Source organism: Halobacillus sp. ABD4_316 (genome assembly GCF_056161385.1).
In genome coordinates this window covers 406,007-422,493 of the sequence record NZ_JBSWZA010000001.1, presented here as the reverse complement: position 1 = coordinate 422,493, position 16,487 = coordinate 406,007, and the positions used below count along the sequence as shown (strand labels likewise).

General features: G+C 47.1%; 20 protein-coding genes. All 20 read right to left on the bottom strand.

Features of this window, described 5'->3' with window-relative positions:
- Positions 1-15 precede the first annotated feature (15 nt).
- Complete coding sequence (flhB, locus tag ACXAJH_RS02350; protein WP_474992989.1) at positions 16-1,101, bottom strand: flagellar biosynthesis protein FlhB; 1,086 nt, start codon at positions 1,099-1,101, stop codon at positions 16-18.
- A 6-nt stretch (positions 1,102-1,107) separates the two neighbouring features.
- Complete coding sequence (fliR, locus tag ACXAJH_RS02345; protein ID WP_474991914.1) at positions 1,108-1,884, bottom strand: flagellar biosynthetic protein FliR; 777 nt, start codon at positions 1,882-1,884, stop codon at positions 1,108-1,110.
- 2 nt (positions 1,885-1,886) lie between these two features.
- Entirely contained in the window at positions 1,887-2,156 is a 270-nt protein-coding gene (gene fliQ, locus ACXAJH_RS02340; protein ID WP_474968507.1) for a flagellar biosynthesis protein FliQ, read from the bottom strand.
- A gap of 12 nt (positions 2,157-2,168) precedes the next feature.
- Complete coding sequence (fliP, locus tag ACXAJH_RS02335) at positions 2,169-2,834, bottom strand: flagellar type III secretion system pore protein FliP (protein WP_206932597.1); 666 nt, start codon at positions 2,832-2,834, stop codon at positions 2,169-2,171.
- Entirely contained in the window at positions 2,827-3,447 is a 621-nt protein-coding gene (locus ACXAJH_RS02330) for a flagellar biosynthetic protein FliO (protein ID WP_474991912.1), read from the bottom strand. Before ACXAJH_RS02330 ends, fliP begins: the two co-directional genes overlap by 8 nt.
- 40 nt (positions 3,448-3,487) lie before the next feature.
- The gene (locus ACXAJH_RS02325; protein WP_474968505.1) at positions 3,488-3,850 is read right to left on the bottom strand and encodes a response regulator; all 363 of its coding nucleotides are present in this window, start codon (positions 3,848-3,850) and stop codon (positions 3,488-3,490) included.
- 30 nt (positions 3,851-3,880) lie between these two features.
- Positions 3,881-5,059 carry a flagellar motor switch phosphatase FliY gene (gene fliY / locus ACXAJH_RS02320; RefSeq protein WP_474971462.1) on the bottom strand — a complete coding sequence of 393 codons (1,179 nt, stop codon included), beginning with the start codon at positions 5,057-5,059 and terminating at the stop codon, positions 3,881-3,883.
- A complete protein-coding gene (gene fliM, locus ACXAJH_RS02315) occupies positions 5,052-6,053 on the bottom strand; it encodes a flagellar motor switch protein FliM (RefSeq protein WP_474971463.1) in 1,002 nt (333 codons plus the stop codon). The genes fliY and fliM overlap by 8 nt, the downstream gene beginning before the upstream one ends.
- A 21-nt stretch (positions 6,054-6,074) precedes the next feature.
- Positions 6,075-6,491, bottom strand: coding sequence for a flagellar basal body-associated protein FliL (gene fliL / locus ACXAJH_RS02310; protein WP_474968502.1), 417 nt, complete (start codon positions 6,489-6,491; stop codon positions 6,075-6,077).
- Positions 6,492-6,495: 4 nt separating this feature from the next.
- Positions 6,496-6,726, bottom strand: a complete 231-nt coding sequence (locus ACXAJH_RS02305) for a flagellar FlbD family protein (RefSeq protein ID WP_425306996.1) — start codon at positions 6,724-6,726, stop codon at positions 6,496-6,498.
- Positions 6,727-6,739: 13 nt separating this feature from the next.
- Entirely contained in the window at positions 6,740-7,633 is an 894-nt protein-coding gene (gene flgG, locus ACXAJH_RS02300; protein ID WP_474971465.1) for a flagellar basal body rod protein FlgG, read from the bottom strand.
- 83 nt (positions 7,634-7,716) lie between these two features.
- Positions 7,717-8,085: a TIGR02530 family flagellar biosynthesis protein gene (locus ACXAJH_RS02295; RefSeq protein ID WP_474992987.1), complete on the bottom strand. Its 369-nt coding sequence runs from the start codon at positions 8,083-8,085 to the stop codon at positions 7,717-7,719.
- Positions 8,085-8,528, bottom strand: coding sequence for a flagellar hook assembly protein FlgD (flgD, locus tag ACXAJH_RS02290; RefSeq protein WP_474968499.1), 444 nt, complete (start codon positions 8,526-8,528; stop codon positions 8,085-8,087). Before flgD ends, ACXAJH_RS02295 begins: the two co-directional genes overlap by 1 nt.
- A gap of 8 nt (positions 8,529-8,536) precedes the next feature.
- The gene (locus tag ACXAJH_RS02285; protein ID WP_474992985.1) at positions 8,537-10,603 is read right to left on the bottom strand and encodes a flagellar hook-length control protein FliK; all 2,067 of its coding nucleotides are present in this window, start codon (positions 10,601-10,603) and stop codon (positions 8,537-8,539) included.
- A 140-nt stretch (positions 10,604-10,743) separates the two neighbouring features.
- Entirely contained in the window at positions 10,744-11,328 is a 585-nt protein-coding gene (locus ACXAJH_RS02280; protein ID WP_474992984.1) for a MotE family protein, read from the bottom strand.
- 4 nt (positions 11,329-11,332) lie between these two features.
- Positions 11,333-11,785, bottom strand: coding sequence for a flagellar export protein FliJ (fliJ, locus tag ACXAJH_RS02275; protein WP_474968496.1), 453 nt, complete (start codon positions 11,783-11,785; stop codon positions 11,333-11,335).
- 12 nt (positions 11,786-11,797) lie between these two features.
- The gene (gene fliI, locus ACXAJH_RS02270) at positions 11,798-13,105 is read right to left on the bottom strand and encodes a flagellar protein export ATPase FliI (RefSeq protein WP_474971469.1); all 1,308 of its coding nucleotides are present in this window, start codon (positions 13,103-13,105) and stop codon (positions 11,798-11,800) included.
- Positions 13,098-13,838: a flagellar assembly protein FliH gene (gene fliH, locus ACXAJH_RS02265; RefSeq protein WP_474968494.1), complete on the bottom strand. Its 741-nt coding sequence runs from the start codon at positions 13,836-13,838 to the stop codon at positions 13,098-13,100. The genes fliI and fliH overlap by 8 nt, the downstream gene beginning before the upstream one ends.
- Positions 13,831-14,844, bottom strand: a complete 1,014-nt coding sequence (gene fliG, locus ACXAJH_RS02260; RefSeq protein ID WP_027954204.1) for a flagellar motor switch protein FliG — start codon at positions 14,842-14,844, stop codon at positions 13,831-13,833. The genes fliH and fliG overlap by 8 nt, the downstream gene beginning before the upstream one ends.
- 12 nt (positions 14,845-14,856) lie before the next feature.
- Positions 14,857-16,464: a flagellar basal-body MS-ring/collar protein FliF gene (gene fliF / locus ACXAJH_RS02255; RefSeq protein WP_474992982.1), complete on the bottom strand. Its 1,608-nt coding sequence runs from the start codon at positions 16,462-16,464 to the stop codon at positions 14,857-14,859.
- Positions 16,465-16,487: the final 23 nt, after the last annotated feature.

Genomic DNA, 16,487 nt, shown 5'->3' with positions numbered 1-16,487 from the left:
AAGGGCACTCCTTTCTTAAATCTTTTCCTGCAGCCGGTAGACGTAGGCGAGTATTTCCGCCACCGCTTTAAAAAACTCTTCATCAATCGGCTTGTCTATTTCACATTTGGCATAAAGCGATCTGGCCAGCGGTCTGTTTTCCACGGTTACAATGTCGTGCGCCCTGGCAATATCCTTAATTTTAAGGGCGAGAAAATCCACGCCCTTGGCTACAACGATCGGAGCTTCGGATTTCTGGTCATCATATTTCACCGCAACAGCGTAATGGGTCGGGTTGGTGATGACGACATCGGCCTGCGGCACTTCACTCATCATCCTCGATGCTGACATCTGGCGCTGCTTTTCTTTGATTTTCGCTTTGATCTGAGGGTCACCCTCTATGTTTTTATACTCATCCTTTATGTCTTTTTTGGACATTCGGATGTTCTTCTCGTGATCATAACGCTGGTATGTATAATCGAGAACAGATAAGACCAGCAGGGCCAGAGCGGAAGCGATTCCCATGATGACAGTAATCGTCCCGAAGAAAGACACGGCATCTTCCACCGATTTCTGCGACATCATCATCATCTGATCTTTGTTCACCCAAATGATAGAGAAGGTGATCACACCGACGACGCTGATTTTCAGCAGAGACTTCAACAATTCCACAAGGGCCCGTGCAGAAAAAATCCGCTTGGCTCCTTTAATCGGATCGATTTTTTTCAAATCCGCCTTCAAAGGCTCCCCTGTGAACATGACTCCTACTTGAAGAAGATTGGAAGCGATCCCTGCAACGACTGCAATACCCATGAGCGGGGCTGTCACCTTCGCTGTTTCCATCGTCATTTCAACAAAAATGGTATGGGTCTGCTCCTGTGTTAAGTCCTGGTGCACATAATAAGTGAAAGCATGGCGGTACATTTGTAATACCGCGTCCCTCATATATCCGCCTAGGAGGAAAAGACCGCCGAACATAAACAACAGCAGGAACCCTGTGTTTACATCCTGACTTTTAGGTACCTGGCCTTTTTTTCTCGTATCCTGCCTCTTTTTTGGTGTTGCTTTTTCCGTCTTTTCATCGGCTGCGAAATATTGCAGATCCAATTTCATCCATGCCATTGTTCATCAGCCTCCAAGTACATCCATAAATCCCCTCATGGTTTCAAGCATCGTTTCGAACAGTATTTGAATCAAATAGACATAAAAGCTCATTGCAATAACGAGAACAGACAGCGCAACAAAAATTTTCAAAGGCAGCCCCACAACAAACACGTTCAACTGTGGGACGGTCCTGGCGACGATTCCAAGGGCGATGTCAACGAGGAACAGACACCCAACGATTGGTACCGCCATTAAAAAAGCAATCATAAACATCTTATTGAACGACTGTAGGACAAACATGATCCAGCCTTCTTCTTTCATCGGAAGGAATTGCTCAAGGCCGATGAATTGATAGCTGTAAAAAATTCCATCAATCATCAAATGATGGCCGTCAACGACTAAAATGAACAGCAATGTAATGATATACATATACTGGCCCACCAAAGGACTTTGAGCCCCTGTTTGAGGGTCAATCACATTGGCGACGGCAAAGCCCATTTGAAAATCGATGAACCCTCCAGCGATTTGGATGGCGCCCAGAATAATGTAAGCCAAAAGGCCGACCCCGAGCCCAACGGCCGCCTCCTTTAAAAGCAGAAGAAAATAGGTCCCGTCCACGGTCAGTTCAGGAACAGGAAGGGTGAAAACCATCAAGGCGGCTAAAAAAAAGCTGAACCCTACTTTATGAGTGACCGGTACTGTCCGATAAGAAAACAAAGGCAGGGATGCGAAAAAAGCGGCCACCCGGACGAAGACCAGCAGAAATGCCGGCAGATTCACAAGCGAAATTGATTCGATCATAGTCAGCCCACCAGCATATTCAAGTTACTAAAGATTTCCGCTGTGAATTCAACCATATTGGTAAGCATCCAAGGCCCAAAGACGATCAGTCCAATTAAAACGGCGACGATTTTCGGGATAAAGGCAAGCGTCTGTTCCTGAATCTGCGTTGTAGCCTGGAAAATACTCACAACCAGTCCTACCGTTAAGGCAAGAATCAAAAGGGGCCCCGAAATCAGCAGCACCGTATAAATGCCTTCCTTGGCAAATGAGATAACCATATTGCTATTCATCGTGGTTCCTCCTTAAAAGCCTTCCAGCAATGATTTCGTTATTAAGAACCAGCCGTCCACAAGGACAAACAGCAGAATCTTAAACGGCAGGGAAATCATGACGGGTGGAAGCATCATCATTCCCATCGACATCAACACGCTGGCGACAGCCATATCAATGACTAAAAATGGGACAAAAATCATGAACCCCATTTGAAAAGCGGTTTTCAGTTCACTGATGGCAAAAGCAGGCACCAGTGTAGTAAGCGGGACTTCCTGGATAGAAGAAGGGGCTTCCAGACCTGAATAATTCATAAATAAGGCCAGATCCTTCTGTCTGGTGTGTTTGCCCATGAACTCCTTCATCGGAGCACTCGCTTCATCATACGCTTCATCTAAGGTGATTTCCTCATTAAACAATGGGGTTAACGCCTGCTCATTGACTTCCTCAAACGTAGGAGCCATGATGAAGAACGTCAGAAACAAAGCGATTCCTATCAACACCTGGTTGGGAGGCATCTGCTGAGTAGCCAGCGATGTCCGGACAAAGGATAAAACGATAAGAATCCTTGTAAAACTGGTCATTAAGATCAACAGACCCGGGGCCAGTGATAAAACCGTCAACAACAGCAGCAGTTTGACAGAGGTAGCGATGTTTTCAGGATCTGAGCTTGTAAAGATATCTACAAATTCATTCATGATCCTGCCCCCCTTTCGCTCTCTCCGCTGCTTTTTTCTGTTTCTGTTTCATATCGTTCAGCTGGGTTTCAAAAAGCTGTTGGAATTGGAACGTCGAGGTATCCTTTTTCGGCTCTTGATGGCCGGGAATTTTACGCAGCAGATTCTGCACGGAAGCTGTTGGAATGGAAGGGCCCTGGTCCTTTTTCTGAAAAGAGGCCTTCGTATCCTGATCCGTTATTTCCGTGATCAACTCCACCGTATCGCCTACACCTAATAAAAACACCTGCTCTCCTACTCTTACCGCCTGTATGGAACGATTAGGCCCGAGACTCATCCCTCCCAGGTTCTCCATAGTTCTTGATTGGTTCACCCACTGGTTTTTACGGTTGAACAATTTCAGCAATCCATAAATCAAGGCCACGACGAAAACCAAGGCCAGTCCGAGCTTCATGAAGTTCCACAAAAGCGAAGGCTGATCCTGTGCTGCTTCAGCCGGCTCAGATGCATCCATATCCGCATCTGCACCAGGGCAGCCCTCGAGTTCCGGATTTGATAAACATTCGTTCACAGAGGGCTGGGCCATCGTTTGCAAAGGCAAAAACGTCAGCAGGAGGACCGTAAACATCAACATTGCTGATACTCTTGGTGCAGAAAACATCATATTCCCCGCTTCAGCTTAACGCTTTCTGAATCGCTTCAATCACACGGTCGGCCTGGAAAGGCTTCACAATAAAGTCCTTGGCACCGGCCTGGATTGCGTCCACAACCATTGCCTGCTGCCCCATAGCTGAACACATAATGACTTTTGCGTCTGGATGAACCGCCTTAATTTCCTTCAAGGCCGTAATCCCATCCATTTCCGGCATGGTGATATCCATCGTGACAAGGTCCGGTTTTTCTTCTTTGTAAAGCTCTACCGCTTTCTGTCCATCTTCTGCTTCCCCAGCAATTTCATATCCGTTTTTTGTTAAAATGTCCTTCACCATCATACGCATGAACGCTGCATCATCTACAATCAGTATTCTTTCTCCCATTTCTCTTCCTCCTGTCATTTCGTTCCTGTATTAACGTAATTTTGTCAGCCGGTCCTTTGGACTTAAAATGTCAGTCACCCGCACACCGAAATTTTCATCAATAACGACGACTTCCCCTTTAGCCATCAACTTTTCATTTACATGAATATCAACAGGCTCACCGGCGAGTTTATCCAATTCCACGACAGACCCGGCAGACAATTCAAGAATGTCCTTCACCGTCCGTTTCGTCCTTCCGAGTTCCACCGTGACTTTTAACGGAATGTCCATCAGCATATCAAGGTTTTTATGAGCGGTTCCTGTCATGGATGGAGACTGCTCGAACTGTTGGAATTGTGCATGCTGCACATCTGCATCCTGAGCACTTCGGCCTGCAGGCCCCCCCACATACTGCGGATCAGCCGGATGCTCTTCGTATTCTGTAACTTCACGCTCCGGTGACGTCTGTGGTTCTTCAGGTGAAGCAGGACCGGTCTGTTCCAGCACTTGTTTTTCATCTGAAATGTTTTTGCTTGGTTGTGAGCCTTCCGGATCGAGAAGCTGCTCTACCAGGTCTTTCGCAAAATTCAGCGGGATCAACTGCATGATTTTTGAGTCGATCAATGTTCCTACTTTGAGTTGAAAAGCTACATTGACCAAGGTTTCCTCCTCAGGGATCATATCCTCCCCTGATTGTTCCTCCAAGTCCAGCACATTGATCGATGGTGGTGAAATATCCACTTTCTTATTAAAGATGGTGGACATACTGGTCGCTGCAGACCCCATCATCTGATTCATAGCTTCCTGAACGGCGCTTAATGCGATTTCATTCAAGTTTTCATCCGGGTTCAGACCATCCCCCCCGAGCATCAAATCAGCGATGATGGCTGCATCCTTCGTCTTCATAACAAACACATTTTCTCCTGTGAATCCGTCTGTATAAGTCACTCCGACGGCGACATGGGGTTTGGGAAATTCGTCCGCCAGATCCTTCCGGTACACGACAGCGATTTCCGGCGTGGTGATCTCTACTTTTTGATTGAGCAGAGAAGACAGCGCAGTTGCGGAGCTTCCAAACGATATATTTCCAATCTCGCCGAGCGCATCTTCCTCAAGAATGGCCAGATGCGACTCTTTGGCAGACAGATCTGAAGCTTTATCGTCTCCTGCGTCAGCCCCGCCATTCAATAACGCATCAATTTCGTCCTGGGATAACATGTCATCACTCATCTTCCCCGCCTCCTTTTGTAAATTCGTCTAATATTTGAACAGCCATTTTACTTTTCACCTGTCCAGGCTGAATGTAAAATTTCGGTTCATCATCCACTTTCATAATCATCGGATGTTCGATGGATTGGTCGAGACGGATGACATCATTTTCATCAAGGTTCAAAAACTGCTCAATACTCATATCCGCCTCGCCAAGGACAGCAAGCATATCAAGCTCTGCTCCCTGTATCGTCCGGCTGATCGCTTCATAGTCCTCCGGATTTCTTTCTTTGGACTGTTCTTTCTGCATCCAGTAATGGACGGAGAGCTTCGGAATGATCGGCTCTAATACAACGTGTGGAATACAGACGTTGATCATGCCGCTCGTTTCTCCGATCGTCGTGTTCAATGAAACGACGATAACAGTTTCATTGGGAGAAACCATCTGAAGGAATTGAGGGTTTACCTCGAAATCCTCAAGCATAGGGTCGATGTCCACAATCGATCCCCATGCCTCCTGATAATTTTCAAGCGCTCGTTCGAACAAGTGGGACATAATCGTCGTTTCGATCTCGGTCAGATTATCCACCTTGTTCACACTGCTCCCACGGCCTCCGAGGACGCGGTCCAGCATGGCGTAGGCGACATTGGGGTTGGCTTCGAGCAGAATGCGCCCTTCCAGTGGAGGGACGCTGAAAATATTCAAAATGGTCATGGCCGGGATCGACCGGATAAATTCTTCATAAGGAAGCTGGTCCACGGACGCTACCTGTATGTCTACATACGTGCGTAACTGCGCAGAAAAGTAAGTCGTCAGCAGCCTGGAGAAATTCTCGTGAATTCTAGACAGGCTTCGGACCTGATCCTTGGAAAATCTCAAGGCCCGCTTAAAATCATACACTCTGACTTTCTTTTCTTTTTCTTCTTTCTTTAATTCCTCGGCGTCCATCTCTCCTGAAGACAGTGCAGATAGAAGGGAATCTATTTCATTTTGTGAGAGAACCTCTTCCGCCAAATTTTCTCCCCCTTCCTTCGATTATTGAAGGACTTTGTTTACGGTATAAACGTCCGTGACTTTACCTTCTGTAAGAAGCTCATTCATCTTTAATTTCATCTTTTCCTCTAAATCAGAAATGCCAGATTGAAAGCTTTCCGACTTCATCACAGATAATTCCTTAATCAATGTATTGCTAATTTGGAAATCTCTCTTTTCCAGTTCCTTTTTCGTAGCTGTGCTGTCTGTGACGACTTGAAAGCTGATCCTCACATAGCTTCCATCTTTCAAGTCCGTGGTGATCTCCTCTGTTACAAAAGAGGCCTCCCGGATATCATCAATGCTGCGTTCTCCGGATCCTTCTTCTCCGCCATTGACGTTCAGGACGAAAACAAGCGCTACAACACCGAGAATCGTTAAGGTGCTTAACGTGATGATCATTCCTTTGAAAATGTTCATCTTTTTACTCACCTGCCTTATCTGCAGCCTGGATCAGGCCTATGCTGCGAAAATAGTCCGTTACCTTCAGAGCCACTTCTTCCTCTGATTCCAACACGAGAAATGTACGCCCGCGGGCAGTGGTAATGGTCGTATCCGGATTAGACTGGACCTGTTCTATGTAAATCGCATTATAGGTGAAAGATTGCCCGTTTAACTTTGTCAATGTAATCATAGAAAGGAGGAGGGTCGGCACCCTCCGTCTCTCCTTATCGCTTCAGATTGACTAGTTCCTGCAGAATCTCATCAGAAGTGGTGATGATTTTCGTATTGGCCTGGAATCCACGCTGGGATGTAATCATTTCAGTGAACTGATCGGCAAGGTCGACATTGGACATTTCAAGCGCCCCTGCAATCATGCCGCCTGTCCCATTCTGACCGGCAACGGATAGATCAGACACGTCATTCAACTCATCGTCATTTGCATTACTGCTTATAAAACCAGAGTTGGGCGTGGCACGATATTCATTTCCGCCGACTTTCTCAAGACCGCCGGGATTGGAAAATTTGGCGAGCATAATTTGACCCGCCTGCTGAACGTTATTATTAGCGTCAATGTAGTTGACAGTTCCATCCGTCTGGACACTGAAGCTCTGTGCGTCATCAGGAATAGTAATCGCACCCTCGTTACCAATGACATACTTCCCACTGTTATTGACGAGTGAGCCATCATCATCCAAGTAAAAGTTCCCGGCTCTTGTGAAACTGACCTGCAGTTGTGAAAGATCTGTGTTTTCTCCACCAACGTTAACGCCAGCCGTTCCCGCTTCCGCAAGCACAAACATGCCGTCTCCTTCAAGTGCAAGATCAAGTGGACGACCGGTGGACTGCCGGTTCCCCTGTGTATGGATGGTATCGATGGAGCCGATTTGTGTCCCAAGACCGACCTGGGTTGCATTCAGTCCCCCTGTCACATTGCCACCATTATCATTGGCAATCGGACCTTGGGCATTGGACATCGTCTGACTCATCATATCCTGAAAAGTGACGCGTCCCTGTTTGAAGCCGTATGTGTTCACGTTGGCAATATTGTTGCCGATCGTATCTAATTTTGTTTGAAAACCTTTCATTCCAGAAACTCCTGAATATAGTGAACGTAGCATGTAGTCAACATTCCTTTCGGTTTTTAATGCCGGTGCTTCTGTCCTTCCGCCCCAGCTGCGGCTTCCCTTCATACGGGTCCAGCCTATTCATTGATAAAAATGGTGCCATTGATATTCGTGAAAATCTGCGACTGCGTTTCCTCCCGGTTCATGGCGGTTACGACGGTCCGGTTCTTCGTACTGACGATCAGCGCTGCTTCATTTGTCAATACAAGAGAATCAGTCACGCCCTTGGTTTCAGCTTCCTGCATTTTTGCAGAGATCTGTTCCCAGGAAGACGGCGCAATGGAAATGTTTCTTGTTTTCAGACGCTGCTCCGCATGTTTGCTGATTTTCAACCCCGCTGCTTCCTCCAGAGCATCCTTAAATGAAGCCGACGTTTCTTTATCTGTTCTTATGCTGGTCTGCCTTCCCATGAGAGGGGGCTGGACAGCATGGATGCGCGGGTCCATCAGGTTTCCTGCTTTCCTGATCCGCTCTCTTGACTCACCTTTGTCAAATCCTGCACTGATACGAGACCTCCGGACTGCAGTTCAACATATGTGCCATCTTCTTTTTGATTAACAGCAGCAACGACATCTGTTCTCAGATCTCCCTGATCCTTGGAAGTATACGTAACTTCCTTTCCGATCAGATGGCTGTAGGTAATCAAGGATGACATGTTCTGCTGCTCTGTGAAGGATTGGAACGCTGTCGACATATTCGTCATCTGCTCCAGACTTGAAAACTGCGTCATTTGCGAAACGAATTCCTGATCTTTCATAGGATCAAGCGGGTTTTGATTTTGAATTTGAGTCATCAGGATTTTCAGGAAATCATCCTTTTCAAGGATATTGCTTCCGGATGTTTGGGTCTGCTGATTTTTCAGATAATAAGACGGATCGATCGAAGTCACGGAACCACCTACACTTTCTCATTCAATAAAATATCTTCAAAAGAGGCGGCATCCTCCCCTTCCTCTTCTTCATTCACATGCGGACTGTCTTCTTTCTCCCTGTGGGACTCATCAGACGATCCCTGTTCATCATCTGCCTGTCCGCTGGAATGGTGCTGCGCGAATGCCAGGGCATCATTTTTTTCAACCACTACCTGCTGGGGGGAGAACACAGGTCTCAAATGATGAAGGTTCCCTTCAAGGAGTTCCTTTGCTGCCTGGGTCTGCACCATTAGTTTGACAATCATCTCACCATTCTGCTGGGTCACCTGTACCATCATGTTTCCGAGGCTCCCGGGCTTCAATTGGATCTGCATTTCCTTCATCCCGGAAGCATGTGTCAACAAGCGGCTGTTATGGACCATCCGCTCCAGCTCCTGCAGAAAACCAGCAGGACGGGTCTGATCACTTCCCGTTTGGTTCACGTGGAGGACCAATTGTTCGACTTTAGACATCACTCCAGAAGTCCCCGGCCAGGAAGGTGTTTGGGCTTCATCCGCACCAGCTGTGTTTCTTAACGCTTCCTGGACCCACCTGCCTATCTCTCTTCCCGTCAAAGGGTGCTGCTGGTAGGCTTGAGGAAGCTTTTGATGCTGGTCCAGCCGTGCAGCAAGCTGTAGAAAAATTTGTTTCTCAACCGGAGCATCACGGAAAAGCCGGTCGACGACGTCCTGTTTCCCAACGTCCATGGAAGCCTGTTGAACGGATTTTGTCAGCGGAATCACTATTTTTTTCAACTCTGATCCTGCCTGCTCACCCTTCCTGAAGGCCTCAACCAAACTCTTGAACTGTTTTGAAAAGGACATCAGCGTGGGTTCGACATCCAGAGCTGCCCCTGCAGGCACACGATTGAGAACACTCTGAGGCAGAACGTCTCCTTTTTCTACATTGGCAGATGCATCAATGACTTGCCCCCCACTGACCAGGGCTGTAAGCATATCTTTCACTTTAGGGTGGCTTTCCTGAAAAAGAGAAGCCATTTCAACCGCTGCATCATCCGGGTGCATGTTTTGCAAAGCTGCCGCTACAGGAGCAAACTTCCCAATGAGAGAGTCCATGGTTTCACCGGATTCCCTGCCGGAAGCCTGGTGCATGAGTGATTGATGAAAATCTCTCCATCCCCTTGAAAGGGCAGGGGTTGAACTTGTTGGTTCATCTTTAGGAGTCATTCGGAATTGATCACCCTTTGTTTCCCTGGGGATGAACAGGGACTGCGTAACTCCAATTGCGTGCATCTGATCTTCAAGATCTGTCATCGCTGCCTGGTCTTCATCCGCACCAGTTGTTGGATTCAATGTTTCCAATAGACCTTCCAGTTGAGAAACGAAAGTCACAGCGGCTTCTTTTGTTACAAAAAGTGGACGATCCTGTGCAGGGCCCTTTCCTTCTGTGCTAACCTTCTCAACCCTCCGGCCTGTTTCTTCATTTTTCATCAAGGAATGTACTTGAAAATCAAATGAGAAGGGAACATCTCTCTGTCCCTTTCTTTGAGACCGTCTGTTCAAACCTGCCGTCACCCCTTCCTGAACCGATTCGTGAGGAGGTGACGATAGGAGCCCGGATGTTTTCGGTAGAAACGATGTCAAATAATAATCCAAATCCGGGTCCTTTTCCACGATCGGAGGACTTCCCGCCCTCTGTTCTTCCGACTGGCTGGGAGAGGCCGTACCAACTGAAACTAATTTCTTTAACACTTCCAGTGATTGTTCATTACCGGCGGCCCCGGTTTTCACAAGAGGGTGTTGGTTGGAAACCTCGGACGGTATACCCTGCACCGGCTTTATTTTCGTCTGCGAATCCGCCTTGATGCTCGATGATCTGCCGGTATGCATCAAAAGAAACTTCTGGAATTCTCCTTGAATCCGGGCCCATTGATTATGTATTTCCCATCCGTCGTTTTCCGGGACACCCTTTGGGGACACAGACTCTACCTGCTGTCCAACTTCATTGATCAACTGCTGCATTCGATTCGTCAGTTCTTCCAAGCCACCGTTCTCGCTGGTATCCGCCCGTGAAGCTGTACCCATCTCAGACATTTTCACAGCCTGAAGCGCTTGTTTGAATGAAATTCCATCAGTCTTAGAAGAAGAGCTCGTGAGTGGCTGCATGGGTACCGACGTTGGTACTAATGAAAATAGTGTGGTTATCTTCTTCACCTCCTTATCGAATGTGTCGTTTATTCATCCATTAAACGGACGGCAATCTCGGCTGCGGCTGCCGATTCCATTGCGCCTAAAATCGTTCCACGTTCTTTATTCGTAATCTCTTTTAGAACGAGTACAGCTTTATCCTGATTCATTTCCTGTAAAATGGGCGCTGCATCTTCTGCGTCCATCTCACGGAACGACAAGGCCAGATCCTTGACAGAATCTTCAGCCTCCTCTTCCTGCACGGCCGGCTGGGTAGCTTCTTCCAAATCGGCTTGAAGCTGAAGGATTTGTCTATCCTTCTCTTCCAACAATGATTCTTTGTCTGAAGACTCCTGCTTCAATTGGTTGATTTCAGCTTCTTTGTTTGCCAGTGCTGCCTCCAGACGATCACTTGTTTCACCGGTCGATTCTGCTTCATTGGAAGAAGTGATTGTTGAAAGTCCGGGAATGGCAGACGCCGCTTTTCCAACCTCTTTGGAAACGTTCATCCCTGACAGTGTCAGTACTACCCATGCGAGGACAGCAAGAAAGATAACGGGAATAAAGACAGCGAGCATGATTTTACCTAAGGAACGCTCTTTTGTTGGGGTGTTTTTTATTTTTCCAGCCATACCATCACCTGTTTAAGAAATTTAAGTATTGATTCATGGACAGTTCATCCATGCGTGCATTTTCTTCGTATTTCATCCACTGCACTTCTTCTTCTTCCTTCATTTCTATTAATTTTTCATACTTTTTCACTTCGATGTAAGCATCTGTCAGAACAGTTTGAGCGTGCTCCATTTTCATACGGGCCTGTTGGACGAACGGCTGCAGATCATCGACGATGGCTTCTAAATGTTCAATATACTGCCGGTGTTGAACGAAAGCGCCGGCCGGGAGAGTCCCCCGTGATAAGGAGTCGTTGAACTGTTCAACTGCCTGCTCTTTTTCCCTGAGCCTTTCATACAGTTCCCGGGCCCGTTTTTCAAAGGTTTCTACTGCTTTTTGGTACTCTTTCTGCTTTTCATGCTTGTCTTTATCTCTTAAGTCCTTAATCTTTTGATAGGTTTGGACAACGGCCGTCATTTACAAATCCCCCTAGTCAAATAACCCTTTCAAATCTTCCACCGAACCTTCATAGCTTGCCGGTTCATATACATCCTGCTTTAAAAACTTCACCAGGTGCGGAAAGTAGGAAATCGATTCATCAATGTCCCGGCTGGACCCTTTTTTATAAGCGCCAATTTGAATCAATTCTCTGTTCTCTTCATACGTTGCCAGATGAGCACGGAGCTGGGATGCTGCATGAGCATGTTCCTCTGTGACAATCTGCTTCATCACGCGGCTGATGGATTTCAGGATATTGACTGCCGGAAACCTTCCCTGCTCAGCCAGTTTACGATCAAGAACAAAATGGCCGTCCAGAATACCACGGACTGTATCAGCGATCGGTTCGTTTAAGTCATCCCCATCTACGAGAACAGTATAGAAGGCTGTGATTGTTCCCCTGCTGGAAGCCCCTGTCCGTTCCAAAAGCTTTGGAAGGAGAGCGAAGACAGAAGGCGTATACCCTTTCGTAGTGGGGGGTTCGCCTGTGGCCAGACCGATTTCACGCTGGGCCATTGCAAACCTTGTGACGGAATCCATCATCAGGTTGACGTTATAGCCAAGGTCACGGAAATACTCACTGATGGCAGTCGCAGTATAAGCCCCTTTCACTCTCATTAAAGCCGGTTGATCTGAAGTTGCCACAACAACAATGGACCGCCTCAAGCCTTCTTCTCCAAGATCATGTTCTATAAATTCCCGGACTTCCCGGCCCCTCTCTCCGATTAAGGCGATCACATTCAAATCCGCCGAGCTGTTACGGGCAATCATGCCCATCAACGTACTTTTTCCAACACCACTGCCTGCAAAAATTCCTACACGCTGCCCTTTGCCCACACTCAACAAGGAATCTACTGCGCGGACGCCGACTTGTATCGGCTCTCTTACCGGCGGCCTCGATAAAGGGTTCGGGGGGTCCTGAATTGTCGGATATTCCTTCAAACCCTTGGGCAGACGGCTTCCGTCCAGCGGCTGTCCGGAGGCATCCAGAACACTCCCGATCAAGCCTCTGCCCACATGAATGTTCAAGGGGGATCCAGTAGCTTCCACAAGACTTCCAGGACTGATATGGGTCACTTCCTGATAAGGCATAAGCAGAATGTTTTCATCATGGAAGCCGACCACTTCCGCCTGGATCGTTGCTTGTCCATGTATCGGCGAATGGATGGTACACACTTCTCCGATCGAAGCCTCCGGACCTTTGGACTCAATCATCAGACCGACGACGCGGTGAATTTTACCGTAGCGCTTATACGTATCTGCCCGGCGGATCACGGATTCAAAAAAAGATTCATTCATCTGCATCCGCCCTTTCTGCAGCTTTCAAGACGGCTTTACGAAGTTCTGTCAGCTGTGTGTCAATTCCTGCATCGATAATTCCAAATGGGGATTCGACTCTGCATGTAAAAGGAGGAAGTTCTGCCTCAACGTATATGGAAAGGTCTGTATTGTGACGAACAGCTTCATGAAGCTCTTCTCTCTGCTCTTGTAAAAGACCGAACTGATCCGGGTGAACATAGATGGTCACTTCTGGCTGCGCCTGCACTTCTTCAATGGCTGCACTGACCAAAGGAAGGAACGCTTCCGGTTGTTCCATCAGTTGTTTTTTTACGATTTTCTCCGCACACGTCAAGGCAAGATCCAGGATCATACGTTCACTTTCCTTTACCTTTTCTTTTTGAAGGATCCCGGCTTTTTCAACGACAAGATTCGCTTGTTCGATCCGGCTTTCATACACCTGTCTGCCTTCCTCCTGCCCTTTAGATGTTCCTTCTTCAAAGCCTTTCCGGAAGGCTTCATTTTCAATGACTTTTCTTTCTTCCTCCCAGGTCTGTTTCATTGCTTCAATTTCGGCAGCCGTCTGCTGGATCAGCTCCTGCTTTCTAGTCTGCAGATGATGGATGTCCTGTTGAAGGGAATCCTTGTGGTTCTCCAGATTCTCTGAGCTGTATTCCTCTTCAGAAGGATGGGGGACTGGATTTACTTTCTTGATTTGAATGACCCTGCCGGTATCCTGTGGATAGTTAGACAATGATGTCATCTCCTCCGCCTCTGGCGATAATGATCTCGCCAATGTCTTCTAAATGTCGAATAGTGGAAACGACCCTCGTTTGAGCTTCTTCCACATCACGCAGACGTACAGGACCCATGAACTCCATTTCTTCTTTAAAGGTCTGGGCCATACGGTCGGACATATTATTGAAGACAACTTCTTTCACTTCTTCACTGGACACCTTAAGCGCCAGACGCAGATCATCTTGGTCAACATCTCTGACTACACGCTGGACAGCCCGGTTATCGAGGGCGACGATATCTTCAAAGACAAACATCCGCTTTTTAATTTCCTCTGCCAGGTTTGGATCCTGGGTTTCCAGGGAATCTAAAATGGTACGCTCTGTGCTGCGGTCAACCCCGTTCAATACTTCGACAACGGCCTGAATACCACCCGTTTCCGTGTAATCGTTTGTGACGGTGGCCGATAATTTCTTTTCAAGAATCTGCTCCACCTGACTGATGATTTCAGGAGACGTCGAATCCATTACGGCAATCCTCCTCGCCACATCGCCCTGCTGCTGCTGTGGAAGTTCTGATAAGACTTGTCCAGCCTGCTCGGCATCCAGGTATGAAAGGACGAGAGCGATCGTCTGCGGATGTTCATTTTGAATGAAATTTAAAATCTGTCCGGGATCCGCCCTTCTTGCAAAATCGAACGGTTTCACCTGAAGAGAAGAAGTCAGACGCCCGATGATATTAGACGCTTCTTCCACACCCAGTGCCTTTTCCAAGATCGTTTTGGCATATCCGATGCCTCCCTGGGAAATGTAGTCCTGGGCTAAAGCAATTTGATGGAACTGATCGAGAATATCTTCTTTCTTGTCAGCTTCCACTTTTTGAACAGAAGAAATCTCCAAAGTGAGCTGTTCAATCTCTTCTTCTGTCAAATGTTTATATACCTGTGCAGCAACGTCGGGTCCCAGAGATATGAGGAGGACGGCTGCTTTTTGTTTTCCTGTCAGTGTCTGCTTGTTCAAAGCCATCTTCAGACCTCCTTAATCATCCGAAATCCAGGAGCGCAGTAACTTCGCAAAATCCTCTGGCTTTTCTTTCGCCATCTTTTCCAGCTGTTTCCGTTTTTGAGTTGATTCATCTTCTTTTTCCTTTATTTCCGGAATTTCTGTTTTTTCTTCAGGTACGGCGCTTTCCTCTGTATACACGTAAAATTCTTCTTCTTCCTCTTCCTTGTTCCGTCTCAATAATCTCCAGATTAGAATAATGATGACCAGAAGCAGGCCTCCAGCCACGATGTAGGCCCACAACGGAAGCCCCGTAGACGTTTCACCGGTTGGAAATTCCACTTGGCCGCTGAATTCCTGGAATACGATCGAAACCTTTCCGTCGGTATTCTCCTGCTCGTATTCTTCATTGATGGATGTTGTAATCATCGAGTCTACAATCGATTGAACACTTTCCTGAACGGTCTGCTCTTCTGCTGCAGTCAAATACTCAACAGAGCCGTCTTCGTTCACGGACTTTTTATTATCCACTGCCACCTGAATACCGAGGTCACGTACTTTATACGGACTTTCCTCTATATTTTTCTTAATCCGGTTGAATTCATTATTGATCGTTTCTTTTTTCATTTCATAATCGCCGCTTCCGGTTTCGCCGGCTTCATAGTTCGGAATATCTTCGTCCCCTGTTCCGGCCGTTCCGCCTTCGGGTACAGCACCGTCCTCGTATGTCTCTTCAATCAATTCCATACTTACAGGGAGCCCTGCCATCGTTTCGGGGTCCACCGGTTCCACAAGCTCTTCCACACGGTTTTCTTTAGTAAAATCAATATCTGCCGTTACGGTTGCAATCACTTTCTGCTCCCCGATCATCATTCCGAGCATATGCTGCAGCCGTTGTTTGATATCTTTTTCAATATCTGATTTGACCTTCTGCTGGTATGTATACATCTCTTCCTGTCCAGCCATTTCAGATTGATTGTCAAAATAATTGAAATTTTGATCCATGATGACGATATTATCTTTAGACAAGTCAGGTACAGACTTGGAAATCAGGTTATAAAGCGTTTCAACCTGGCCCGCTTCCAGCTGATACCCCGGCTGGACATCAAGGACAACAGACGCCGAAGCATTCGCTTCGGCATCTGCAGCAAAAAGCTGTTCTTCAGGCATGTTAATCATCACTTTTGCATTTTCAATCCCTTGAATACCTGTGATCAATCCAGCCAGTTCCGTCTGCATAGCATCCAGTTTGATGACATCAAATTCATTGTCTGTCATCCCCCACGAGATGTTATTACTGAAAAAGCTGTAGTCGATCGTTCCACTGTTCGGAATGCCCGAAGCGGCCAGATCTACAAGAAGCCCTTCCACCTCTGAGTCAGGAACAAGAATGCTTGTCCCCCCCTGGTCCAGCTCATAAGGGATGCCGCGTGTATCCAGTTCCGCTTTAATCTGTCCGGCCTCCTGAACAGTAATATCCTTGTAGAGAGGTACCATCCCCGTGTTGGATGCCAGCACACTGATCACGATTAAAGCAATAACCAGCACAGCTCCTGCTGTTGTCATCAAGCTGCGCTGTCCTTTGCTGCGGCTTTTCCAAAAAGCAGTCAGCCGCTCTTTATATCCATGTAATTGCTCTTTCATAACTGCCCCCAAAAAAATTACGA

Coding starts and splice junctions, on each gene's coding strand:
- flhB (WP_474992989.1), bottom strand. CDS start 1,101: ATGGCATGGATGAAATTGGATCTGCAATATTTCGCAGCCGATGAAAAG.
- fliR (WP_474991914.1), bottom strand. CDS start 1,884: ATGATCGAATCAATTTCGCTTGTGAATCTGCCGGCATTTCTGCTGGTC.
- fliQ (WP_474968507.1), bottom strand. CDS start 2,156: ATGAATAGCAATATGGTTATCTCATTTGCCAAGGAAGGCATTTATACG.
- fliP (WP_206932597.1), bottom strand. CDS start 2,834: ATGAATGAATTTGTAGATATCTTTACAAGCTCAGATCCTGAAAACATC.
- ACXAJH_RS02330 (WP_474991912.1), bottom strand. CDS start 3,447: ATGTTGATGTTTACGGTCCTCCTGCTGACGTTTTTGCCTTTGCAAACG.
- ACXAJH_RS02325 (WP_474968505.1), bottom strand. CDS start 3,850: ATGGGAGAAAGAATACTGATTGTAGATGATGCAGCGTTCATGCGTATG.
- fliY (WP_474971462.1), bottom strand. CDS start 5,059: ATGAGTGATGACATGTTATCCCAGGACGAAATTGATGCGTTATTGAAT.
- fliL (WP_474968502.1), bottom strand. CDS start 6,491: ATGAACATTTTCAAAGGAATGATCATCACGTTAAGCACCTTAACGATT.
- flgG (WP_474971465.1), bottom strand. CDS start 7,633: ATGCTACGTTCACTATATTCAGGAGTTTCTGGAATGAAAGGTTTTCAA.
- ACXAJH_RS02295 (WP_474992987.1), bottom strand. CDS start 8,085: ATGGACCCGCGCATCCATGCTGTCCAGCCCCCTCTCATGGGAAGGCAG.
- ACXAJH_RS02285 (WP_474992985.1), bottom strand. CDS start 10,603: ATGTCTGAGATGGGTACAGCTTCACGGGCGGATACCAGCGAGAACGGT.
- ACXAJH_RS02280 (WP_474992984.1), bottom strand. CDS start 11,328: ATGGCTGGAAAAATAAAAAACACCCCAACAAAAGAGCGTTCCTTAGGT.
- fliJ (WP_474968496.1), bottom strand. CDS start 11,785: ATGACGGCCGTTGTCCAAACCTATCAAAAGATTAAGGACTTAAGAGAT.
- fliI (WP_474971469.1), bottom strand. CDS start 13,105: ATGAATGAATCTTTTTTTGAATCCGTGATCCGCCGGGCAGATACGTAT.
- fliG (WP_027954204.1), bottom strand. CDS start 14,844: ATGGCTTTGAACAAGCAGACACTGACAGGAAAACAAAAAGCAGCCGTC.
- fliF (WP_474992982.1), bottom strand. CDS start 16,464: ATGAAAGAGCAATTACATGGATATAAAGAGCGGCTGACTGCTTTTTGG.